General features: G+C 48.1%; 17 protein-coding genes and 1 riboswitch. Of the genes, 13 read left to right on the forward strand and 4 right to left on the reverse strand.

Annotated elements, in window-relative coordinates; all coding sequences use genetic code 11:
- The first annotated feature begins 178 nt into the window (after positions 1-178).
- A complete protein-coding gene (locus tag LL912_RS09920; RefSeq protein ID WP_235553417.1) occupies positions 179-1,180 on the forward strand; it encodes a DMT family transporter in 1,002 nt (333 codons plus the stop codon).
- Here the strand turns inward: LL912_RS09920 and LL912_RS09925 are convergent, their stop codons facing one another.
- Together LL912_RS09925 and LL912_RS09930 are read right to left on the reverse strand one after the other, a co-directional pair.
- A complete protein-coding gene (locus LL912_RS09925) occupies positions 1,181-2,944 on the reverse strand; it encodes a RagB/SusD family nutrient uptake outer membrane protein (protein WP_235553418.1) in 1,764 nt (587 codons plus the stop codon).
- A gap of 22 nt (positions 2,945-2,966) precedes the next feature.
- Positions 2,967-6,236, reverse strand: coding sequence for a SusC/RagA family TonB-linked outer membrane protein (locus LL912_RS09930; RefSeq protein ID WP_235553419.1), 3,270 nt, complete (start codon positions 6,234-6,236; stop codon positions 2,967-2,969).
- Between the two features lie 640 nt (positions 6,237-6,876).
- Positions 6,877-6,979, forward strand: a riboswitch (SAM riboswitch).
- 142 nt (positions 6,980-7,121) lie between these two features.
- Between LL912_RS09930 and LL912_RS09935 the strand changes: the two genes are divergently transcribed.
- Complete coding sequence (locus LL912_RS09935) at positions 7,122-8,291, forward strand: trans-sulfuration enzyme family protein (RefSeq protein WP_235553420.1); 1,170 nt, start codon at positions 7,122-7,124, stop codon at positions 8,289-8,291.
- A 25-nt stretch (positions 8,292-8,316) separates the two neighbouring features.
- On the opposite strand, the gene LL912_RS09940 is transcribed toward LL912_RS09935, so the two are convergent.
- On the reverse strand, positions 8,317-9,294 hold the full coding sequence (locus LL912_RS09940) for an aldo/keto reductase (RefSeq protein ID WP_235553421.1): 978 nt from the start codon (positions 9,292-9,294) through the stop codon (positions 8,317-8,319).
- A 196-nt stretch (positions 9,295-9,490) separates the two neighbouring features.
- Here LL912_RS09940 and LL912_RS09945 point away from each other — a divergent pair, with 196 nt between their 5' ends.
- The 5 genes from LL912_RS09945 to LL912_RS09965 all read left to right on the forward strand — a co-directional run bounded on the left by LL912_RS09945 (position 9,491) and on the right by LL912_RS09965 (position 13,620).
- A complete protein-coding gene (locus tag LL912_RS09945) occupies positions 9,491-10,021 on the forward strand; it encodes a DinB family protein (protein WP_235553422.1) in 531 nt (176 codons plus the stop codon).
- A complete protein-coding gene (locus LL912_RS09950) occupies positions 10,022-10,939 on the forward strand; it encodes a hypothetical protein (RefSeq protein WP_235553423.1) in 918 nt (305 codons plus the stop codon). It begins immediately after the preceding gene.
- On the forward strand, positions 10,936-11,616 hold the full coding sequence (locus LL912_RS09955) for an ABC transporter ATP-binding protein (protein ID WP_235553424.1): 681 nt from the start codon (positions 10,936-10,938) through the stop codon (positions 11,614-11,616). The genes LL912_RS09950 and LL912_RS09955 overlap by 4 nt, the downstream gene beginning before the upstream one ends.
- Positions 11,617-12,140: 524 nt before the next feature.
- Complete coding sequence (locus tag LL912_RS09960) at positions 12,141-12,983, forward strand: methylated-DNA--[protein]-cysteine S-methyltransferase (RefSeq protein WP_235553425.1); 843 nt, start codon at positions 12,141-12,143, stop codon at positions 12,981-12,983.
- A 55-nt stretch (positions 12,984-13,038) separates the two neighbouring features.
- Positions 13,039-13,620, forward strand: a complete 582-nt coding sequence (locus LL912_RS09965; RefSeq protein WP_235553426.1) for an alpha-ketoglutarate-dependent dioxygenase AlkB family protein — start codon at positions 13,039-13,041, stop codon at positions 13,618-13,620.
- A 297-nt stretch (positions 13,621-13,917) separates the two neighbouring features.
- Here the strand turns inward: LL912_RS09965 and LL912_RS09970 are convergent, their stop codons facing one another.
- Positions 13,918-15,972 (reverse strand): M13 family metallopeptidase, encoded by a 2,055-nt coding sequence (locus LL912_RS09970; RefSeq protein WP_235553427.1) that lies wholly within the window; start codon positions 15,970-15,972, stop codon positions 13,918-13,920.
- Between the two features lie 353 nt (positions 15,973-16,325).
- Here LL912_RS09970 and LL912_RS09975 point away from each other — a divergent pair, with 353 nt between their 5' ends.
- The 6 genes from LL912_RS09975 (at position 16,326) to LL912_RS10000 (ending at position 22,985) form a co-directional block, all read left to right on the forward strand.
- Complete coding sequence (locus LL912_RS09975; RefSeq protein ID WP_235553428.1) at positions 16,326-18,170, forward strand: type VI secretion system Vgr family protein; 1,845 nt, start codon at positions 16,326-16,328, stop codon at positions 18,168-18,170.
- Between the two features lie 10 nt (positions 18,171-18,180).
- Entirely contained in the window at positions 18,181-19,065 is an 885-nt protein-coding gene (locus LL912_RS09980; RefSeq protein WP_235553429.1) for a hypothetical protein, read from the forward strand.
- A gap of 38 nt (positions 19,066-19,103) precedes the next feature.
- Positions 19,104-19,316, forward strand: a complete 213-nt coding sequence (locus tag LL912_RS09985; RefSeq protein WP_235553430.1) for a hypothetical protein — start codon at positions 19,104-19,106, stop codon at positions 19,314-19,316.
- Positions 19,306-20,877, forward strand: coding sequence for a hypothetical protein (locus tag LL912_RS09990; protein ID WP_235553431.1), 1,572 nt, complete (start codon positions 19,306-19,308; stop codon positions 20,875-20,877). Before LL912_RS09985 ends, LL912_RS09990 begins: the two co-directional genes overlap by 11 nt.
- A 14-nt stretch (positions 20,878-20,891) precedes the next feature.
- Positions 20,892-21,986 (forward strand): Imm5 family immunity protein, encoded by a 1,095-nt coding sequence (locus LL912_RS09995; protein WP_235553432.1) that lies wholly within the window; start codon positions 20,892-20,894, stop codon positions 21,984-21,986.
- 339 nt (positions 21,987-22,325) lie between these two features.
- Entirely contained in the window at positions 22,326-22,985 is a 660-nt protein-coding gene (locus tag LL912_RS10000; protein WP_235553433.1) for an MgtC/SapB family protein, read from the forward strand.

Consider the following 22,985-nt stretch of genomic DNA (forward strand, 5'->3'; position numbering starts at 1 on the left):
AGGCGGCGGATCCATTCTTTGTAAGCGTACATCACATTGCCTGCAACTGCCCGCATAACATCCCTTCCCCGGTGATCTGATAACGCTACGGGAACAAAATTGCAAAACACCCGATAAATTTAATAAGATATTGCCCCGCTTCTTTTCTAAATTTGCGCGCTCAATTTCTCTGGTATTTATGATAAAACAGCATTACAGCCATTTAAAAAAGAATCACCCGCTCAAAGGTATTTTACTGGCACTCTCCGGGGCCTCTTTATGGGGTATATCCGGTACTTTCAGCCAGTTTCTTTTCCAACAGCGGAACATCAACGTAGAATGGCTGATGGCTATGCGAATGCTGGTCTCCGGTGTACTGTTGCTTGCCTTTTCCGGCATGAAAAAAAACAACGACCTGTGGAAGATCTGGCAAACAAAAAAAGACAGGCTTCAGCTGTCTGTATTTGGCCTTACCGGCATGCTGGCGGTACAGTATACGTATTTTGCTGCCATCCGCCATTCCAATGCGGCCACCGCTACGGTGCTGCAATACGCCGGCCCGGTGATGATTGCGGGGTACCTGGCTCTTAAAAACAAAAAAGTACCTACCCGGCTGGAGTGTTTTGCAATCCTTCTGGCCGTATCCGGTACTTTTTTGCTGGTAACCCATGGCAAGGCCAACAGCCTGAACATTTCAAAAACGGCGCTGGTATTGGGTATCGCCTCCGCCGTAGCGCTGGCCATTTACACGCTGCAGCCGGTCGCCCTGTTAAAAAAATACAGCTCCGCCACGGTCATTGGCTGGGGCCTGCTGATTGGAGGCGTGGCGATTTCGTTTATTAAGGCCCCCTGGCAAGCAGAAGGTATCTGGGATGGTTATACGTACAGCTATACCTTGTTTGTTATCCTTTTGGGAACGCTGGTTCCTTTTTATGCCTACCTCTCTGCAGTAAAGATCATTGGCGGACAAAAAGCCAGTCTGCTGGCTTCGGCCGAGCCGCTTTCTGCAACGGTTATTGCCGTTCTGTGGCTGCAGGTACCTTTCGGTCTTACAGACTGGATCGGCAGCGGTTTAATTATTGCAACGGTATTTTTGCTGAGCCGTAAAGCGCGTAACGCAGCACCGCCGACCATTGTTGGCGATAAAAATTCCGCGGACAAGGACGCGGCTCACAGGCCTGCGCCCCTGTCCGCGGGATGATTAATGCAGAGTAGGGTCAAAAGAGCCACCCCAGTCTTTATTCTGTTCCAGCTTGGTGGTTTTATTAATGATACTTTGGGCTATCGGATAAAAATAATACTTATCCGGAACGATATTTTTTTGTACGCCTGTTTGCGGTACCTGTACTACGGAATACTTAAAGTTATCTTCGGACAGGCTGAACGTACTCGCCTGTTGCTGCGCCTGCAGAATGGGCATTTCGGAACCATTGGCATTGACGGCAATGGCTTCCACCCCATTCTTTGTTTTCTGATCCAGCAGGCTGAACAAACGCCAGCGGCGAAGGTCGTTGAAGCGATGCCCCTCAAAGCACAGCTCAATATTCCGTTCGTTCATAATGGCTTCCCGCACATCTGCCCTTGACACCGCGGTAATGCCATACATGCTTCCCGCTCCCGGTTCAATACCGGCGCGTTTCCGGATTTCGCGCAGCAGAACCAGTGCATCTGCAGTATGGCCCGTTTCGTTTGCTGCTTCCGCATAGTTCAGCATGACTTCCGCAAAACGCATCAGCACAAAATCGATATCATACTGCTGCACATTCGGCTGTGTAAGGCTCAGGTTGCAGTTCTTCAGAATAAAAAAACCGGTGTAGGTATTGTTATTGGTTGATTTATCCGCAACGTTGGGATTGATCCCGAAATTATCATTGGCCGAAGCGATGCCTACGCTGGTGTACTGCTTATATCCTTTGGGTGTGCCGGCAACCGGAAAGGTCCTTGCATTCCAGAGAACGGATTTTTCAAAGCGCGGATCCCGGCTCTTCCAGTAAGACTGAAGAAATGCCGCATCTGTTTTGTAATAGGCACCTGTGGGATCATTGTAACGTTTGCCATCCTTCATGGGGAATTCCTTTACAAATTCCCAGGTAGGACATGCCGAAGCATTGCCCCTGCTTAAGGAACCCGGCCGTGCACCAAAATCCCAATTGGCGGTTTTACCGGGAAACTTATTGATTACCGGAAACACGATCTCCGAATTCTTTTCAGACAAAGCAATTTTTGCATAATCCTCGATCAGTCCGTATCCCTGGCTCTTCAGGCTTTCGTATGCTTTTTTGTTCTCTGTATAAGCACCGGCCCAATAAGCATTGTTCCATGGATTGCCCGGATTGAACAACGGTGAGGCTTTATACAACAGTACTTTTGCCTTGAACGCCTGTGCAAAATTCCCGTCGATATGCCCCCAGTCGGGAGAAGTTACATCAATCTTGGCCGGTAGCAGTGCGAGGGCCTTATCCAGGTCTTCAATAATAAAATCAAAACATTCTTTTGTGGAATTGCGGGGCAGATCCAGATCATCCTGGTAACGGTCCAGCGGCATCGTTACGATCGGCACCCCACCGTATTCTTTCACCATTGAAAAATAAGTATAGGCACGCATAAAATACGCTTGTGCCAGGATGCTTTCCTTTTCTGCCTGGCTCAGTGTTCCGGCCTGCACATCGCGGATCGCCAGGTTGGCCAGCCGCACATTGGCATAATCCCAGTTAGCGGTAGAGGCGCCGGTTACCGTTATAGCGTCCTCACCAAAGGTAATACCGGAGAGTTGCTCACTGTTGCGGTCTGCACCCACATTCCAGTTCCCGAATTTATTATATAAATTAGCCACAAACGCATTGGCCTGTTGCAGATCATTCCAGACCTGTTCCGGCTGATAGTTGTTCACATCTTCAATATCCAGCACCTTGGAACAGCGGGTACCCAGGGCAACAATGCATAAAAATAAACATAGCTTTTTCATTTGAATATCTGTTTGAGGTCATTTAAAAGGTAAGGTTCAAACCAGCGGTAAGTGTTTTCATCACCGGGTAAGAATCATAGTTCTTCTGCTCGGGATCCTGGAACTCCTTGAGCTTCGAAATCGCAAAGAGATTGGTGCCGTTCAGGAACACCTGAGCATTTACCAGTTTCAGGTGGCTGATCCACCGCTCCGGAAGCGTGTAACCAATGTTCAGGTTCTTCAAACGCATGTAAGCGCCGTTCCGGATCCAGAAGGTGGAGCCATCGCTGCCGGATTCCAGCCAGTTCTGCCCCACCACGCGCGGATACCGGGCATCAGGATTTTCGGGGGTCCACACATCACTGGCCCAGATGGGATAATATACGCGGAAGTTGCCGCCCCACTGCCGGATACCCGGCCCGTCCTGGTTACTGATCATCACATCATAGGAAGTTACCCCCTGAAAATGTGCATCCAGCGAAAGTCCTTTCCAGGATACATTGAAACCAAATCCGTAGTTGACCCTGGGTTTTCCGTTCTTGCTCAGCAATTGTACATCATTCCCATCGATCCTTCCATCGGCACCGGCCGTGTAACCATCGCCTCTTATGTCTTCATAGATAATGGCCCCCATATAAGGTTTGCGGCCATAATAGTTATAGCCTTCCGCCGTCAGCTTATCAAGTTGCTCCTGCGTGCGGATAATACCCAGTGCCTTAAAACCATAGATACGGTCTTCGGGCTGGCCAATGCGGGTGCGGAAATGCTCCACGCCATCCGGTCCGTAGGCCACCGGCTCATCCAGCACATCCCAGCGGTCACGGGCATAGCCCATATTGGCATATACGGCATAAGACCATTCCTTTCCGGCGCGGTCATTCCATTGCACATCAAACTCCGCGCCTTTGAAAGAACGGACTGCATAGTTCTCCGGCGCAGGCGTAGTACCATAAACATCCGGTATTGCCACCACCCGCGAAGCCAGGATGTCCTTCATCCGGTTGGTAAAGAAGTCAAGTCTCCCGGAAAGCCGGCTGTTCAGCGTGGCAAAGTCCAGACCGATGTTCTTGTTCTCCACTGTGGCCCAGGTCAGACCGGGCACCGGTACCGGGCTGGGGCGGATGGTTTTATACAGGCGGTCGCCAAACACATAGGGTGTACTGTTCTGATAGGTTTCCTTATACAGGAATCCCTGAATGGTTTGCGGATCGCCGATATTGGAATAATTCAGGTCATTTCCTGTGGTACCATAAGAGGCTCTTAGTTTCAGCTCATTCAAAAAAGCCACATGGTATTTGAAGAAAGATTCCTGCGAAAGCCGCCAGGCCAGTGACACAGACGGGTATGCGCCCCATTTGTGCCCTTTGGCAAAAGCACTATTGCCATCATACCGCAGCGATGCTTCTACAATGTACCGATTGGCATAATTATAATTCAGCCTTCCGATCCAGGACTGCGCGGCGCCCAGTCCTTCCAGCCCATCGGCAAACCGGTCGGCAGGGTCTGCAGAATAAGGAAAGAACTGATCGATATTTGCTATAGGATTATATGCTGTAGAAATTGACCGGTAAAAATGATCCTGCCGCTGCTCAAATACTGCAAGGGCATCCACCGTATGCTTTCCAAAACTACGATTATAGGTCAGGAAGGCATTGAACTGATACTTCCAGCCATTGTCCTGCTGATAGCGCAAAAATGGCGCCTGCTGGCTAAAATTAAAAATATTGACCTTGTTGGGATCCGGCGGACCCGGCACGAACCGGTTCTTCGGATCGCCCTGTATGAACACATAGTTTTTCTGGAAAGTCATATACCATTTCCGCAGAAAATCATTGGCTTCATAGTTACCCACAATTTTAGCGGCCAGGCCCCGGGTGATCTTGTGCAGGTTAATATCGAGGGTTGCGATGGTATTCAACTGGCGCTTCCTTGTTTTGATATAACGATCGCCCATTACCTGGTCAATCACGCTCCAGGCCTGCCAGCTGCCCATCGGGGTTTGTACAGGGTAATCGGTAATATGATCGGCCGGAGTTCCGTCGGCATTGATATAAAACGGATAGAGCTTGGGCCAGTTAAAGGTTACCCGGTAAAAATCCGATACATCATAATCATCGTCCGGGGAAAAGGGCCAGTAAAACTTATCTGAGTTTTGTTGTGCCGCAGCAATATTCATGTTCAGCTTGATATCGTTGGTGATTTTTGCGGTAATGTTTGAACGAAGATTGAATTTCTTATACCCGAGGTTCTCATACGACCCATTTTCACCGGTATAGCTGACCATGTTATAATAATTCAGTTTTTCACTTCCCCCGGAAACATCCAGCAGATATTTCTGCACCGTCGGATTGCGCCAAACCCAGTCGTTTACATTATAGTTCTTATCCCTGAAATAATTAAACTCCGTTTCACCATTGGGCAGCGGATCATTTTTTTTATTGTACTCATTATTGAACTGCACCACCCGGTTCTGATAGATCAGTTCATCAATGGCTGTGGTACGATCGCTCAGCAAGGTTCTTGTAGGGGTAGATCTTGAATACGAGGTTTGAAAATGCAAGGTTGGCTTTTGGGCGGTTCCTTTTTTTGTCGTTACTACAATTACACCGTTACCTGCTCTCGAACCATAGATCGAAGCCGTTGCCGCATCCTTTAACACGTTTAACTGATCGATCTCATTAGGATCCAGCGCATCAAACTCCGCCTTGCCTTTAATTACACCATCAATTACATACAGCGGCTCGCCATTAGCGCCCCGGATACGGATACTGGAGCTGGCGCCGGAAAGACCGGAGGTATTCGTAACGGTTACACCCGGAGCGCGGCCTGCAAGCGTATTGGACATATTCGCTGCCGGTATATCGGTTAATTTTTTGGTACTGATGCTGGTAACGGCTCCTGTAAGATTGGAACGTTTTTGCGCACCATACCCCACTACCACCACTTCATCGAGGGCTGCAGCAACAGCGGAAAGTCGGATCTGCAAGGAGGTTTCATTACCTACCGTTATTTCCTGTGATTGAAAACCAATGGCAGATATTTCCAGTATCTCGCCAGGAGTTGTATTGATCCGGAATGAACCGTCGGCAGCTGTGGCAACGGCTGATGTCTTCCCTTTGATCTTAACAGTAGCACCGGCTACAGGGTTGCCGGCAGAGTCGGTTACTTTTCCTTCAACAGGCGATGCCTGAATCGGGACCGGAATGCGGTTACCGGTAACGGGTTTTGCGGCATGCAGGATATTCCCCTTCAACAAAAGGCAACATAGCAATAGCGGCAAACCCAACAAATACTTCTTGAGTCTTGTTTGCATAAGCGCTCGTAATTTTTTGAGTTTAATAAATTGAGGTACATTTCTGGCAGGTAAAAGGCCGGTTATAGCAATAATCCAGCATGGCAGGCCTGCATATGCAGACGCGCTTTACATTCTCAGGCACATCTTTACTTCGAGATTTTTCTTTTTTACTTAAAACCGGAGCTGAATCAGGTCTGATTTTTTTGGGTCATAGAAGGTTCGGGGGTTCGTTAAAAAATAGTGAATAGCAAGACAAATGTTATCGAAAAAAATACACGAACAAAATTTTTTTGCTTATTTTTTAAAATAAAAATGACAAAAGATTATTATTTCTATAATAGATCCGGATCTTTATTAAAAAAATCAACAAACATCTCTTCGAGAGTATTGCCATCCATAGCCTATCCTGTTGCACCCCGCCCGTTATTGGAAAAGACAATGGCAAACAAAGACGGCTGCTTATACCCGAATGCAGAAAAGTTATAACCTGCTTTTGACGCCGGTTAAAATCGCCGGCCGTCGTGCCTGGAAACAAACCGGATCCAGCCAGCAAACAGATCTGATTTTTGCGAGGATTATTTTTTAGTGTAAAAAATCTCGTCAAAAATTTGGTAGCCTCAATAAATAGTCTATAATTTTGCTGCAGTTCTTGAAAATATTCTTATCCAGAAAGACCGAGGGACTTGACCCAATGACGTCTTGGCAACCTCCGCTCACGCGGGAAGGTGCCACCTTCAACCACACTTGTGGAAAGATAAGTTAGAAAAAGCCTTTTCATTTATTTGTAAAATAGTTGAATGCGCTTCTGACTTGTCGGGAGTGCATTTTTTTTTGCTCCCGGCATTCCTTTTCGTTTTTCCGGATGGATTTTCATGAGCATTCTTCACCGTTAAAAACAAAAAAATGAAAGTGCAAACAAAGATCTTACACAGCATTCCGGCAGATGAACTGACCGGCGCCATTTCCACCCCCATTTATCAAACTTCCACCTTTGTACAGGAGGCGCCCGGCATGCACCGCGGTTATGACTACTCGCGTACCAATAATCCCACACGTGCCGCACTGGAAAAACTGATCGCCGAACTGGAAGGCGGCAGCCGTGGATTTGCATTTGCCAGCGGCCTGGCAGCCATTGATGCAGTTGTAAAACTCCTTGCTGCAGGCGATGAGATCCTGGCAGTAGATGACATTTACGGCGGCGCCTTCCGCCTGTTTACCCATGTATACCAGAAGTTTGGTATCGGAGTACGGTACACAGACACCACCGACGTAACAAAGGTAGCAGCTGCCATCACTCCAAAAACAAAGCTGATCTGGATTGAAACGCCCACCAATCCCACATTAAAAATTTCAGATATCCGTGCAATTGCCAACATTGCAAAAACGCAGGGCATTTTGCTTTGTGTAGACAATACCTTTGCCTCTCCCGCTGCCCAAAAACCATTGGACTTGGGAGCCGATATCGTAGTGCACAGTGCTACCAAATATCTTGCGGGACATAGCGATGTGATTGCCGGGATCGTTGTAACCAAAACAGACGAGCTTGACGATCAGATCAAATTCATTCAAAATGCGTCCGGTGCCATCCTCGGACCTTTTGACAGCTGGCTTGCCATCCGGGGAATAGAAACACTTCCTTTGCGCATTGCCCAACACTCAAAGAATGCCCAGGCTATCGCCGAATTTCTGCAAACCCAGGACCTTGTAAAAAATGTATACTATCCCGGGCTTCCGGACCATCACAATCATGCCATTGCCCAACAACAGCAACAATATTTTGGCGGTGTTGTAAGCTTCGATCTGAAGGTAGACGAAACGGGTGTTGCAACCCAGCTGGTTAAATCTACCCGCTATTTCCAACTGGCTGAAAGCCTCGGCGGCGTAAAAAGTTTGATCTGTTTACCCAGTGAAATGACCCATAAATCCATTCCTGCAGCCATCCGTCGCCGCGCGGGTGTTACCGATAGCCTGGTGCGGCTTTCTGTTGGTTTGGAAGATGCAGAAGACCTGGTCCGGGACCTTGAAAAGGCCCTGCGCATTGCAACCGGAAGACTTACCGTTGCAGCACGATAGCAAGTTGAGCCAGGACCTGTTAGGCTTAAATGCCTGACAGGTCTGTTGGTGAATACGCGCTGGCCGCGTTCAGTGTTGCCAGGGCATCATCTGATAGCTGCAGCCTCACGGCATCCGTCATTCCCAGCATCTGCGCTATACTGGTGGCACTTACAATGGGCGCCGTAATGGAAGGACGGGACAGAAGCCATGCCAGCGCCACTGCTGCAGGAGACGTACGGTAAGCGTCCGATACCCCATCCAGGGCCGCCAGAATCTTCCTTCCCCGTTCATCCAGCATCTTCCTGATGCCGGCTCCCCGGGTGCTTTTTGCAAGATCTGCCTCACTCCGGTACTTTCCTGTCAGGAACCCACTGGCCAATGCGTAATAAGCGATGACACCTAACCCCTGGGCTTTTACGATAGGCTCATACTGTGTTTCATATCGTTCCCGCTGATAAAGGTTGTATTCCGGCTGCAAGGTTTGATAAACCGGTAACTGAAGCCCAGCGGATGCTTTCAGCGAAGCATTCAGGCGCTGTGGCGATAAATTGGAGGCGCCGATCCAGCGTACTTTTCCTTCTTTAATCAGTTGCGCATAAGCCTCCAGTGTCTCTTCTACCGGAACATCCTCATTATCAAAATGCGTTTGGTAAAGATCGATGGTATCTGTCTGCAATCGCTTTAATGAAAGTTCTACCTGTTTCAGAATATATGCTTTTGAGGTATCCGGTTGCGGCTGACCCGTCATGCTTCCTCCTACCTTTGTAGCAATCAACACAGCATTTCTTTTGCCGGTTTTCTTCAGCCAGTTACCAATGATCGTTTCTGATTCGCCACCTTTATTGCCGGGTGCCCAATAGGAGTATTGATTGGCCGTATCAATCATATTAAACCCTTCATCTACGAAATGATCCAGCAGTTGGAATGAAGTGCGTTCGTCTATGGTCCATCCAAAAACGTTTCCACCAAATACAACTGGTGCAATCTGCAAATCTGTACGTCCCAGTACTCTCTTGTTCATACGCTGGTTTTAATAACTAAAACAGGCCGATAGGGAGAATTGTTCGGATCTGTCCTGGAAAGGTTGAATCATCTTTTTGCCCGATCAGCCAACCCTTTCATGACTGAACTATCTTTATGCGCTTGTTGCAGTTATCCGCTGAAACCATCTTATTAGGTTATATTTGTAACTACATTCGATTTAAACCAGTAATAACATGAATAAATCAGCCATTCATCCCATGCCGGCGTATTTCGACCGTTACATTAACCAGGTACCGGAAGAACTGGAAATTGTACCCGCTATTCAAAAAAGCATTCTTGATGTTTACCAGCTGGATAAAGAAAAGATCAACAGTCTGGGCGACCAGGTATACGCACCCGGCAAGTGGACGATCAAGCAACTCCTTTTACATATTGCCGATACCGAGCGGGTGTTTATTTACCGGGCATTGCGTTTCGCCCGGAAGGACAGCACTCCGGCCCAATCATTTGATGAGAACCTCTTTGCCAACAATTCCAATGCCGGCGAAAGAACCCTTGAATCCCTGCTGGATGAGCTGGTGGCGGTTCGCCAGAGTACCCTTGCGTTTTATAAAAATCTCAGCAACGAGCAGCTGCTTTCCATCGGCCATACCTATAATACAGAAATGTCTGTACTCGCAGTGGGTTTCACGATTGTAGGACACCAGGCACATCATTTTAAGATCATTGAAGAACGTTATTTCCCGTTGCTGAATGCCCAGTAAATGAATTTTTATTTCCGTTTACAGTTCCGGCTGCTCAACCGACAGTTAAAGGACTTTGGTCTGCACCCCTTATGGGGATGGGTATTGGGTACTGCAGGCTTTATTCTGGTGTCATGGTTGTTATTCTTAAAGACCAGCGCAGCCGTTTATCTTTACCTGTTTACTGCAGCTTCCTGGATGCTACAGCTTGGCACCCAGAAAAGAACCGATTTTCTCCGCATCACTTTTCCGCAAAAATCCCTGCGCAGGATTCGGCTGGCCGAAAACGCCATTGTAGTAACGCCTTTTGTGCTGTTTTTACTCTGCAGTCACTATTTCATTACAGGATTACTGCTGTTGCCGGCGGCCCTGTTGCTGAGCCTGATCAATCAGGTACCGGATATCAGCACCACTATACCAACACCGTTTGGAAAACGGCCTTTTGAGTTTCTGACCGGTTTCCGTCAATCGTTGTTGCTTATTCTGGGGGCATATGCCCTGATGGGCATCGGCATTTTCGTTAACAATTTCAATCTCTGCCTGTTTGCACAAGGAGGTATAATCCTGCTGATCTGCTCCTTTTATACCAAGCCGGAGCCTTTGTTTTATGTGTGGAACTTCGCTTGCAGTCCTGCTGGTTTTTTAAAGGAAAAAATAAAGACTGCAGTATGGCATAGCACCCTCTTAACCTTTCTTCCCCTGGCAGCATTATTCATCGCTTTTCCTGAAAAATGGTGGGTGACCGCCGGTATCCAATTATTGAGCTATGCATACATTACACAGATCATCCTGGTAAAATACATCGCCTACCCTGGTGAGATCCAGCTGGTACAGCTGCTCATTTTTTTGGCCAGTATCTTCTTCCCTCCCCTGCTGCTAGGCCTCATTCCTTTTTTTTATTCCCGGTCTGTTGACCGGCTTGCAACATATCTTTCATGATCCAGATCACATCCCTTTCCAAGAGCTTCGGCCACCATGTCGTTTTAAACAACATCGCTGCTACGTTTCACACCGGACGCGTATATGGTATTGTTGGTGAAAATGGTGCAGGGAAAACCACCCTGTTTAATTGTATTGCAGGTATCGAAGCATACGAAGGACAGATCACCGCCGACCACCTTCCGCTGAAAAACCACCTGGGTCTTTTGCAGACAGAACCGTTTTTCTTTTCAAAAATCACCGGGGCAGAATACCTGGAGCTGCTCTGCAGGGCAAGGCATAAACTCCTTGTACAACCGGAACAAAAAAACATTTTCGACCTGCCCTTACACCAATATGCCGCTACCTATTCTACAGGTATGAAGAAGAAGCTGGCACTGATGGCGATCCTGATGCAGGAGAATGATTACTTCATTTTAGACGAGCCTTTTAACGGAGTAGATATACAAAGCAACCTGCTGATTACAGCCATCATTCAAAAATTGAAGGAACTGGGAAAAACCATCCTGATCTCTTCGCATATTTTCTCCACGCTGCATGAAACCTGCGACGAAATACTCCTGCTCCAAAACGGGTTGTTCACAAAAAAAGTGCTGCGGGCCGACTTTGATCTGCTGGAACAGGAAATGAAACAGGTATCCATCGGTAATAAGATCGAGCAGATGGCATTGAAATAAGCCGTCAACAGCCGTTTCCTTTCTATTTCTTGAACCTTACGGCAGCAAAAAAACACCTTAATTTATTAACTTAAGTCAAGGTTTTTTTGATAAAAAAACAGTTGCTTTGCAGTACAATATCCAATACACAACTGGCTGCTTTACAAAGGGTTTGAATATACTATTATCCCTATATAAAAGATTGAGAATCTATCAAAGACAGCCGGGAGTGTTCATCAGGACACTCTTTTTTTGCTATCTGCAGTACATCTTTCACAGCAACCGTTAACAGACTGCATATATTCCTGTCTGCTCATTTATTCCGGCTGACTGATTTTGAGCAATGCCACACTTTTATTACCATCAACACAAATTTTATTTGCCGCAGACGCTACGCAATCAGAGCATGCAGGCAACTTATTTGCGTACATTCGACGTCAAAAACTCCAGTCCCTCCAGGCAAAACCATCCTCCTGCTGAACAACGCAAGAATCGGGTTTCCTTTTACAGCCGTAGTCCTCAATTTTGTGTTATAAATTCGTATTATGAAGGTACAGGAAGCAATAAATTTCACCAAGGTGGCAACGGCCATCGAATACATCCGAAGCCATTTTAAGGAGCAGCCTGATCTGGAAGCCATTGCAAAGGCCGCCCACACCAGCCCTTATCATTTTCAACGCATCTTTACCGATTGGGCCGGGATCAGTCCGAAAAAATTCCTACAATACATCAGTCTGGAACATGCCAAGCAGGTATTGAAAAGCAGCCAGGCTTCTGTTGCAGACGCTGCTTTTGAAACAGGGCTTTCCGGAACCGGGCGGTTACACGACCTGTTTATCAATATCGAAGGGATGACACCCGCCGAATACAAAAATGGAGGTAGCAACCTACACATCCATTATAGTTTTGCAACCAGCCCCTTTGGCAACCTGATGGTAGCATCCACTTCCCGGGGGATCTGTCATATGGTTTTTTATGATGACGCTCCAACCGCATTGCAGGAATTGAAACAACGATTTCCGAATGCAAGCTTCCTGGAGCGCCTGGACCGGCTGCAACAAAACGCGCTGGCGATTTTTCAAAACAATGACCTGCCGCTGCCCGAAATCAAATTACACCTGAAAGGCACCGATTTTCAGCTAAAGGTTTGGGAAAGCCTGCTGAAGATTCCTATGGGGCAGCTAACCACCTACGGCTCGCTGGCCGCACAGATCGGAAGCCCGAATGCATCCCGTGCCGTGGGCACCGCAATCGGAAGCAATCCCGTAGCTTATCTTATCCCCTGTCACCGTGTTATCCAGTCTACCGGGCATACCGGGGGTTATATGTGGGGAGCGTTGCGAAAAGCGGCCATTATTGGTTGGGAACAGGCCAGGACTAAAGATTAAGTTCTAAATACTAAAAAGGCGGTGGTTGCAGACTTTATAAAATACGATTTTCTTTATGCAGAATCTTCTTCCCTTTGACGGCATGGTACATTATTATGGCCGGATCTTTACACCGGAAACAGCAGCTACTTATTTTAACCGGCTGATGGAGACCATTGAATGGCGGAATGACGAAGCCGTGATCTTCGGAAAGCGGATCATTACCAAAAGAGAGGTGGCCTGGTATGGCAATAAGAACTTTGCATACACGTACTCCAACGCTACCAAAACAGCATTGCCCTGGACAAAGGAGTTGCTGGAGCTAAAACAATTAAGTGAAGAAAAAACCGGCGAGCAATATAATTCCTGCCTGCTCAATCTCTACCATACCGGTACCGAGGGCATGGCCTGGCACTGCGATGAGGAACGGGAACTAAAGAAAAACGGAGCCATTGCCTCGCTGAGTTTTGGCGCAGAACGGAAATTTGCGTTCAAGCATAAAACCAGCGGAGAGCGGGTCGATTGCTTCCTGGAGCATGGGAGTTTGCTTGTCATGAAAGGAACTACCCAAACCCACTGGCTGCACCGCCTGCCCCCCACGAAGAAGGTGCTGAAGCCCCGGGTCAATCTCACGTTCCGGAGCATACGCGAGACTTGAGTATGGCATTTTGTTTAACGCTTCCGGATGACACCCCGTTTGCTTTTGGCGATCAGTTTTCAGCCATTGGCCCTCAACTATAAGCTAACGGTTTTCAATTAGTTTAGGATACAGGCAGCAAATAGGATAGTGATAATGGTATCTGTTTTTGAGATTTGTCTTTTGGATCTTGGAAGTTACCGCTTACGATTTAACTCCCCAATTTTACGTATTCACCATTGCCTGTTGACCATTGCGGTAAAAAAGCCATCCTGATCAAATCAGGACGGCCTTTCTAACAAAATAAGCAAAAACAAATTACCAGATTTTTGCCCGTTCATTTTCGGGTTTATACATTTTATCACCCGGTTTTACATTAAAGGCTTTATACCAGGGTTCAAAATTTGTTAAGGGTCCGTTTCCTCTCCATTCAGCAGGTGCATGCGGATCTATTTTGATAAGTTGCTTCGCACGCTCCGGAGTTGACTTGCTTCTCCATATCTGGCCCCAGCTCATAAAAAAGCGCTGGTCCGGAGTAAAGCCATCAATGAGCTCGTTACCCTGTCCCTGTTTGGTTTTTTTAAACGCATCGTAGGCGATCGCGATTCCGCCCAGGTCGGCAATATTCTCACCCAGGGTAAGCGCGCCGTTTACGTGTATGGAATCCAGTACGGTGTAACGATTGAACTGTTCTTCTACCATTTTTGTTTTCTCCCTGAACTTCTTCTCGTCTTCCGGGGTCCACCAGTTTTTCAGGTTCCCGTCCGCTGCATACTGTGCGCCCTGGTCGTCGAAACCATGGGTCATTTCATGACCGATTACCGCGCCGATACCTCCATAGTTTACGGCATCATCTGCACCAAAATCAAAGAAAGGGAATTGCAGGATTGCCGCAGGAAAAACAATTTCATTAAATGCCGGGTTATAATAGGCATTGACGGTATTGGGCGTCATGCCCCATTCCGTGCGGTCCACCGGTTTTCCCAGTTTGGCCAGGTTGCGTTGATATTCAAAGGCGGCAGCATTCAGCACATTCTGTGCATAACGGTCCGGAGCGATTTCCAGCCCGGAATATTCCTTCCAGTGGTCAGGGTAGCCGATCTTTTTCATAAAGGCGCCCAGCTTGGCCTGCGCCTTCTGTTTGGTGGCATCGCTCATCCAGTCGAGGTTTTTGATGCGGTTGCTAAAGGCATCCTGCAGGTTCTGCACCAGCTCCACCATCTTCTGCTTGGCCTCCGGTTTAAAATACCGGTCTACATACAGCTTTCCCAGTTGTTCTCCAATCGAATTATTGATCACTTGCATTACCCGCTCCCATCGCGGCTTTTGCTCTTTTTGTCCGCTCAGGGTTTTATCATAAAAATTGAAGTGCGCTTCGTCAAAACTCCGTCCCAGGTAGGGGGCCATATCGGAAAGAAGGTTATAGGTGAGGTAGCTTTTCCAGGTATCCAGCGGTATGGAAGTCAGCAGCCCCGAAAGGGCCTTATAATATTGCGGTACGGCAACAAGGAGTGAATCCTGCCCGCTGATATCCATTTTTGCAAAAACGTCTTTCCAGGAAATACCAGGTGTTTGGCGGGAAAGTGCATCCAGGTTGAATTTATTGTACATCTTTTGCGGGTCCCGCATCTCTTTCGGATACAGGGAAGCCGCTGCCAGCTTTTGCTCCAAATCAAAGATAGCGCCGGCACTTTTTGCAGCGTTTACCGAATCGGCACCACCCAATTGCAGTATCTGTTTGATATACGCTTTATAGGCTTCGCGGTTCTTTTCGGCACCGGCGTCCTTATCAGTATAATAGTCCTTCGACGGCAATCCCAATCCGCCCTGTGTAAACTGGATGATATTCTGGGAAACATTTTTGTCATCCGGCCCGATAAAATGAGGAAAAACGGTCTGCAGTCCCATTTTACCGTTTGCAATGATCACATCCAGCAGTTGCTGAGGGCTAGTGATGGCATTAATGGCATCCAGTTGCTGCTGAAGTACGGAGCTACCGGCCTTATCGATGGCCGCCGTATCCATACCGCTTTTATAAAATGCCGCCACATTGAATGAAGCCGTGCCCGCCGTTGCCGTTTCTTTTGCTACTGCTTCCAGCAAGGTATGAACGGATTTGTTGGTTTTATCCCGCAGCTCATCAAAGCTCCCCCAACGGGTTTTATCACCTGGTATGGGTGTATTTCGCACCCAGGTACCATTTACATACAGGAAGAAATCATCCCCCGGCTTTACTGTTGTATCCATATTGGCCCTGCTCAGGTAAGTGGCAGGTTCTGCGGTCGCTTGCTCACCAGGCTTGCCGGGAGTTACACCACAGCCCGCTGCTCCTGCGGCGAGAACCCCTGCAACCAGTATTTTTTTGTATTGCATATGCTATTAATTATCCGTCAAAGTTAATTATCCGGTATTGTATCGGGTACATATTTACACAAACGGCAGGCAGGCGGGAAAACGCCTCCGGGCAGCTCCATTTCTTTACTCAATGGTTCAACATCAACTTAATCCAGGTTAAGTTATTTTTAAACCGCTTCCGTTCCTGAGCTCCTGGTTCATATTGGTATAAACTTTGTGCCTTTTTCCATACCGTTCCTGTTCTGTAAGAAATACCCGTTTTATAGAATAAGAAACCATCCGCAGGAGGAACTGCAGCCCTTTCATCCCTCCCGCAGGAAAGTTCTTTTACCTTTTGCGCACGCATTCCATAACCGACAAAAAACTTATTTATGGCTCAGCTTACCCAACCCTTGTTCAGCATCAACGGGAAACCCATTGCTCAATTCACGGCATTTTCCTTAAACCAGGCAATCTTTGACCACCATCGTTTTACACTTACCTGTCCGGCGCAAACCATCGACGGGAAGGCCGGCATCTTCAACAGTTCCAAAAATATGATCGGCGCCTCTTTTGGCGCACGGATTGCAGGTGTGGGTACTGCCGGCGCCCTGTTATTTAATGGCGTTGTAACCGGCGTGGAAACAGCGCGGTTTACCGGGCATCACGGAGATGTGATCATTACCGGATACAGTCCAACTATTATTCTTGACAGCGGCCCGCATTGCAAAAGCTGGGAAAAGAAAGCGGTTAAAAACATTGCACAGGATGTGCTTAAATTTTTTCCACAAAACCTGCTGGAACCCAAAATACAGGTCGCTTACGGAGAAACCCTGGCTTACATGGTACAATACAAGGAAACCGCCTGGCAGTTCTTAAAACGGCTCTGCAGCACTTTTGGAGAATGGCTTTTCTGGAATGGGCGGAACCTGGTGATGGGGCAGCCGGCTGCCGGCGCAACCGCCTCCCTGGTATACGGAAGCCACCTCAGCAGCTTTAATATTTCATTGCAGGCCCGGCCTACGCAAATGCAAATGATGGGATGGGATTATATGAATAGCCAGGTGTATACCAGCGCGCCCAATGGCGTTGAACAAAAAGCTGGGCTCAATCCCTGGGGGGAGCAGGTGTATAAAGCCGGGCAAACCGTTTACAGCACCCAGCCTAAAATCTGGAATAACCAGTTCCTTACCAATAAGAAACAACAGGACGAGCTGCTCAATATCCGCAGCGCCATGGAAAGCAGCAGGCTGGTGCGTTTTAACGGCCAAAGCGGGCATCCGGGTGTTGCAGTGGGCGGTACCATTGAGGTAAAAGGCAATAATGTATTCAGCAGCCAGTCTGAAGGGTATGGCGATTATCTGGTAACAGCGGTTAACCACTATGTGGATGCACAGGGCAATTATGAAAATGATTTTTCCGCCGTTCCTGCCAGTATAAAAATGCCTCCGGTTGAAGCACAACCAGACCCCGTTTGCGAAACCCAGAGTGCCATTGTTACCGATAATAATGATTACAATGGCCTGGGCCGGATCCGTGTAAAGTTCCATTGGATGAACGGATCGGAACGAACGCCCTGGATCCGTGTAACCACGCCGCATGCAGGAGGCGGAAAAGGCATGTTCCTGCTCCCCGAAGTTGGAGAAGAAGTGATTGTAGGATTTGAAGGCGACAGCGCCACCAAACCCTATGTGATCGGCGCCGTATACCATGGCAAGGCCAATAGCAGTTTTGGCAATGCCGGTAACGACATTAAAGCCCTGCAGAGCCGCAGCGGAAACAAACTGGTATTGAACGATAATGAAGGCAGCGTGCACCTGACAGATAAAGGTGGTGCCGATATGAAATTTGACGGCGCCGGGAATGCCGTTACCAATACCAACAGCGACTACACCGTAAATGCGGGTGCCAATCATACCAACAAAGTGGGCACCAACCAAACCAACAAAGTAGGTTCTGTTCAAACCAATAATGTAGGAGAAAAACATACAACGGACGTAGGAAATGGCAGCAGCGTGCTCACCATGGACAATGCGGGCAATGTCACCATCAATGGAAAAACAAGTGTAAAAATCGCTGTAGGAGCCCATCAGCTCATCATCGATAATTCCGGAAAAGTAACGCTCGACGGAGCTAACCTGCACGCTACCATGACCGGTCAGCTAAATATGAGCGCCCCCAATAATCATATAAAAGGGATTACCAAGCTGGATGGCGGAGATGTATTTGTAAACTAATAACAGCCTTATGAGTGGAATCATTAATATCAATGAGCCGTTTTCAGAAAAGTATACATTGATCATTGAAACCGATATGCGGGCGGTGAATATCACCAGCTATTCCCGAGCCCGGATCCGCTGGGACTTCCGGGTGCTGCGGGTAATGCCTGAAGAACTGGAAGTGGAGTTAATCCGGCTTGACAACCTGTTACTGGAAGCAACCAACCCCCTTACAAAAGAAGTGCAGCAGGTAAGCGATGTATTTGGACGGATGTATAATGAGCTGCACCTGATCCTTGACCACCGGGGCCAGGTAAAAAGAGTATTGAACCAGGATATTATCCTCGATAAATGGACCACTGTTAAAGAAGAAATGCAACAACATATTGAACATACTCCGGAAATAAAAGACGTAATTCTTTTAAACGACAATTTGTTTCAAAGCCCTGACAAAGTAGTAACGGCAATACAGCACAATGAATTTTTCATGCTCTATTTTAACCATCTTTATGGCAACTATTTTCCGTTTCGCGCAAAGCGAGAGCAGCAGTATAACTTTTTTAATACAGCGATGCTTCAGATGCAATTTGGCGGGCACCTGATTTCAGAAGGCAGCCATACCCTGCAACTGGAGATCCGCGGCACTCCGCTTTTCGCGCTCGGAGGATTTACCAGGAAAGCGTACGCACAGTTTGCTGATCAGCTCCCATTACACAAACTGGAGCCTGAAATTGCAGACAACAGCCATTATCTGCTGGATAAAAAGACCGGCAAGATCCTTGAAGCAGCGCGCCAGAAACAGGAGATCGCCGATGAAAAGAACCTCTATCTCAAACTGGATTATCATTTTCTGTCTGAAGAAAAATACAGGGAGCGGTTAAAGGCGCAGCCGGCATTTTACGAACCTGTTTAATAAATATTGTCTTCACCATGCAGGAAAAAACACAACAGATGAAAACCTTTCAGATTGGAAACAGGCATTTCCAGTGGAACCGTTCCGGCCGTTGCTACACCCTTGCCCTGCTGACGCAGAAAGCGACCGGCGACATTTTAAAACGAAGCGCCCGCATACTCCGGTTATCGATTGCTCCGGGCGGCCGCATCCGTGTTGAATGGCATCAACGTACGCAAACCCTCCAAAAACGCAGCAGCTATGGGCAATAAGATCATCACCGAAAAAGACTTCTGGATCTGCAGTGAAGGGAATATGCCCGCGCCCTTCCAGGGAACAAGGCTGGGACTTAAAAAAAAGAGCGGCGATATTTATATTACTACAGAAGACAAGTCTACCAGCAGCTGTGTGGATTTTAGCTGCAAAAAATACATGCTCCTGATGGCCCTTGCCGCAGCCGTGCTGGTAGTAGGTGCCATCCTTTTAGGCGTACTTACGGTGGCTACGGGAGGCGCGGCGCTGATTGCCATCGGTGCACTGGCCGGGCTTGCAGGTGCCGCGATCGGAGCGGTGGTAGGCGCCATGCTCTGCGGACAGAAGATGGCAGGCAAACGTACCTGGGTGGGCGGGAAACAAAATTTTATTTCCCAGGGAACCCGCACTATTACCGGCGATCATATAATGACCTGCCCCATCGGGGGCGTGATTACTTTTGCCCCCCAGATCAAGAACTGGAGCCAGGCGCTTTCAGTTGGGGCCGCAAATTACATTGGCGGACTGATGGAAGGTATGATGGCAGGTGCCGCGGTGGGAATGGGAGGTGCCGCCCTTAGCGGCGGAGCGGCGGCGATGGGCGGCGGCGCCGGGGTGCGCGGGCTGGGTCAGGCGGCCTTGCAGTTTGCCAAAAGTATGCCCAATAATTTTCTGGTAAATGCGATTCAGAGCTTTGGTAAATTTGGTCTGGCCCTGAGAGGGGTTATGGGTGCGCAGAGCACGGCAGCCGCTTATGGCAATACGGGCACAGCAGGCGCCGGAGACTTTACATCCGGTTTTTTCGGCATGGAAACCGGAGCCTTGCAATCGGTAAAAAACGTATTTACCGGCGGCGGCTCCTGGCAAGACTTTGCTGGCATTGCGCTTATGTTCAGCCCGGTTGGTAAAGGCCTGCGGGATCTTGAAGGGAAAAGCAAACCCGGGGCTGAAGAGCCGGCTGGCTCCAGGGCGGAGGAAGGGGAAACCCAAAAACCCGAAGATGAAAATGGCAAGCCACAGCCGGAGGCGCAGAAAACGGAAGCCGCCAAACAGGAAGGTGACGGAGCTTATGAAGCAGAAAAAGTACCGCTGACCCGGGAACAGGCCATCCGTGAATCCAGGGATGCCTATAACAAAGCCAACAATAATGCCGGTAAACTGCCCGTTAGTCAAAACGGCAAAACAACCGCATCAGACGGCATCAATACGGTTAGCGGTTATGCTCCGGACAGGATCAGTCAAAGAACAAGGACCAATATGGGGGGCGTTACTGATGTGCCCCCACAGGATGTCATCAACCATTCCAACAACATTAATCATACACTCAATGAAAATGCAAGCATTGATAATGGAGTACCCGGGCAGGCCAGCGCCAGCCATGCGGAAAAACAGGTAATGACCAATAACCCAGGAGACCCCGTTGGGGTTTCGCGGCCTATGTGCAGCAACTGTCGTGAATTTGCACAGAAGCAGGCAGATGCCCTGGGACAGGACGTAGTGATCACAGATCCAAACGGAACGCATATTTTTGAGCCGGGTGGAACGGAACCCATTGACATCGGATGGGATCCTATTGATTAATAAAAACAGCAAACATGCTTGAACAAGTATTAGCAGCAGCAGTAGAAGCGTTGAATGAAAATCCGCAGGGGCATCTTCCATTAAAGCACCGGGTGGCCGTTATGAAAAGTCTGAACAATTCGGACATCGTTAACAAACTCTTTCTCGAATGTACCAAAAAAGTACTTCCGGTCTGGTACCAGGATTTCCCGGAAAATGCATCTATGACCGCCATGCTGACCAGGGCCGACGCATTTCTTTACAATCAGGAGCCAACCGATTTTATGAAACTGGGGGATCAGTACCGGAACTATATGGAAAGCACCCCGGGCATGGCCGGTATGGCCGGACTCAGTGCGGTATCGTTGTGCTACAGTATCGCCACCGGTGCTGCAATGATCCTGGATATTGAAGACTATGATGGTCAGGATGACGGCTCTTTTGACTGGGACACCTGGAATCCCGACTTCTATGCTTCTATAGCTTTTGCCGGTGGCAATCCTTTTGTAAACGAGGGCAATCCCCAAAAACGGCGGGCATTTTGGCAATGGTATCTCGAGGCTATTGACCAGCTGGCGCAGCAACCCGGCGAGCGGTTATCTGATATACCCAAAACGGAGGCCGTTGTTTCAGAAACCTTCAGCCGCACGCAAACCTATAGGCAGCCGGCGCTGGTGGACCTGCTCAAAAAAGTCATTGAGCTCTCACTAGCCGATCTTCAAAAGAGTGATCCGGATGTTCAATGGGAACAACTGGAGTTAAGTGGTGAGTGTATGAAGGCCGGGATCGGAATGAAGGGGTTTTATATATCCGGCGGGAATAAAGTTCCGTTTAAACTGAAGTATTTTCTTCAGAAAGGCGATCAGTCTACCATTATCCTAATGAACAAAATCAAATATGCCATGTATGAGCAGGCACCAAAAGAAGGCGCCTGGATGGGCTTCCGCCTTGTGGCCGAAAAGAACCAGGACTTTACATTGGACCTGAATTATGATCTGCGCACGGCCCTTCCCGAAAGCAGGCAGGACCCCGAAAACTTCAAGCAGGAATTTGAAGCTTTTCCAAGGGCAAAAGCATATACTCCTGATTGGTGGCAGGCGATCCTGGGAAAAAAAGCGGCCTATCTGTAAACCATATACAGTAATGATTGGGTAACCCCGCTCGATTTTATAAAAGATTTTGAAACATATGGCTGGGATGCGGCCTTTACACCGCAATGGCGGAGAGATATCCTGGGTTTAACCAGCCGCTAACAGATTCATACGGGCAGTGTTCAGGTTTCAAGTGACGGAATCTTTAAACATTAAACCCTGAACGCTTCCTGCAGCCGGCACTGATTTATAAAGCCAATGTGCTTAATACTGCAGGTAACAGGTTTATTTCCGAAGAGCAATTCAGGAGCATGCAATCATACCGGGCTTAGTCTTTTTGTTTGCCTTCAGGTAGGATAAAATTTGTAACTTCAACACATGATTGAAGCTGTTATAAACGGGTTCGACCTGGAAGCCATCGCTACCCAACTGATTATGATCTGCGTTTCCATACTGATCGGTATGATCATCGGCGCTGAAAGAGAATATAAAAACAAGTCAGCGGGTTTAAGAACCTTTATCCTGGTATCCTTCGGTTCCTGTATTTTTACGATCTTATCCATCCGGATAGGAATTAACAACCCCGACCGGCTTGCTGCAAATATCATTACCGGTATTGGCTTCCTGGGGGCCGGCGTTATTTTCAAAGACCGCACTAAAATCGAGGGCATTACCACTGCCACTACTATTTGGGCTACGGCTTCCCTGGGGATGAGTGTAGGCGCCGGGTATATTTATCTTGCCCTGGTGGGTACCGTCATCGTTATTGTCATTCTGAAGCTGCTGATGCCGGTTCAGAAATTCATCGACAACCGTCATAAGATCCGGGAATATAAAATTGCAACAGCAACCATTGCGGATCTTGATAGTTGTATTGCCTGGTTCCGCGAAAACCATTTAAAAATCTTGTTATTGAATGAACAAAAAAGGCCGGAAGGATTTTCGCGAACCTGGCAGGTCAGGGGCCCGCTTAAAAACCACGACCAGTTGGTTGCCCGGCTGGTGCAGGACCCGAAGATCATTTCCTATCAATTTTAA

The sequence above is a fragment of the Niabella agricola genome, from assembly GCF_021538615.1.
In the GTDB taxonomy this organism is placed as follows: domain Bacteria; phylum Bacteroidota; class Bacteroidia; order Chitinophagales; family Chitinophagaceae; genus Niabella; species Niabella agricola.

What these genes read in the sequence shown, in the direction of transcription:
- LL912_RS10000 (WP_235553433.1), top strand. Translation starts at nt 22,326, where the DNA reads ATGATTGAAGCTGTTATAAACGGGTTCGACCTGGAAGCCATCGCTACC.
- LL912_RS09990 (WP_235553431.1), top strand. Translation starts at nt 19,306, where the DNA reads ATGGGCAATAAGATCATCACCGAAAAAGACTTCTGGATCTGCAGTGAA.
- LL912_RS09920 (WP_235553417.1), top strand. Translation starts at nt 179, where the DNA reads ATGATAAAACAGCATTACAGCCATTTAAAAAAGAATCACCCGCTCAAA.
- LL912_RS09925 (WP_235553418.1), bottom strand. Translation starts at nt 2,944, where the DNA reads ATGAAAAAGCTATGTTTATTTTTATGCATTGTTGCCCTGGGTACCCGC.
- LL912_RS09950 (WP_235553423.1), top strand. Translation starts at nt 10,022, where the DNA reads ATGAATTTTTATTTCCGTTTACAGTTCCGGCTGCTCAACCGACAGTTA.
- LL912_RS09945 (WP_235553422.1), top strand. Translation starts at nt 9,491, where the DNA reads ATGAATAAATCAGCCATTCATCCCATGCCGGCGTATTTCGACCGTTAC.
- LL912_RS09960 (WP_235553425.1), top strand. Translation starts at nt 12,141, where the DNA reads ATGAAGGTACAGGAAGCAATAAATTTCACCAAGGTGGCAACGGCCATC.
- LL912_RS09965 (WP_235553426.1), top strand. Translation starts at nt 13,039, where the DNA reads ATGCAGAATCTTCTTCCCTTTGACGGCATGGTACATTATTATGGCCGG.
- LL912_RS09995 (WP_235553432.1), top strand. Translation starts at nt 20,892, where the DNA reads ATGCTTGAACAAGTATTAGCAGCAGCAGTAGAAGCGTTGAATGAAAAT.
- LL912_RS09975 (WP_235553428.1), top strand. Translation starts at nt 16,326, where the DNA reads ATGGCTCAGCTTACCCAACCCTTGTTCAGCATCAACGGGAAACCCATT.
- LL912_RS09930 (WP_235553419.1), bottom strand. Translation starts at nt 6,236, where the DNA reads ATGCAAACAAGACTCAAGAAGTATTTGTTGGGTTTGCCGCTATTGCTA.
- LL912_RS09935 (WP_235553420.1), top strand. Translation starts at nt 7,122, where the DNA reads ATGAAAGTGCAAACAAAGATCTTACACAGCATTCCGGCAGATGAACTG.
- LL912_RS09985 (WP_235553430.1), top strand. Translation starts at nt 19,104, where the DNA reads ATGAAAACCTTTCAGATTGGAAACAGGCATTTCCAGTGGAACCGTTCC.
- LL912_RS09970 (WP_235553427.1), bottom strand. Translation starts at nt 15,972, where the DNA reads ATGCAATACAAAAAAATACTGGTTGCAGGGGTTCTCGCCGCAGGAGCA.
- LL912_RS09980 (WP_235553429.1), top strand. Translation starts at nt 18,181, where the DNA reads ATGAGTGGAATCATTAATATCAATGAGCCGTTTTCAGAAAAGTATACA.
- LL912_RS09940 (WP_235553421.1), bottom strand. Translation starts at nt 9,294, where the DNA reads ATGAACAAGAGAGTACTGGGACGTACAGATTTGCAGATTGCACCAGTT.
- LL912_RS09955 (WP_235553424.1), top strand. Translation starts at nt 10,936, where the DNA reads ATGATCCAGATCACATCCCTTTCCAAGAGCTTCGGCCACCATGTCGTT.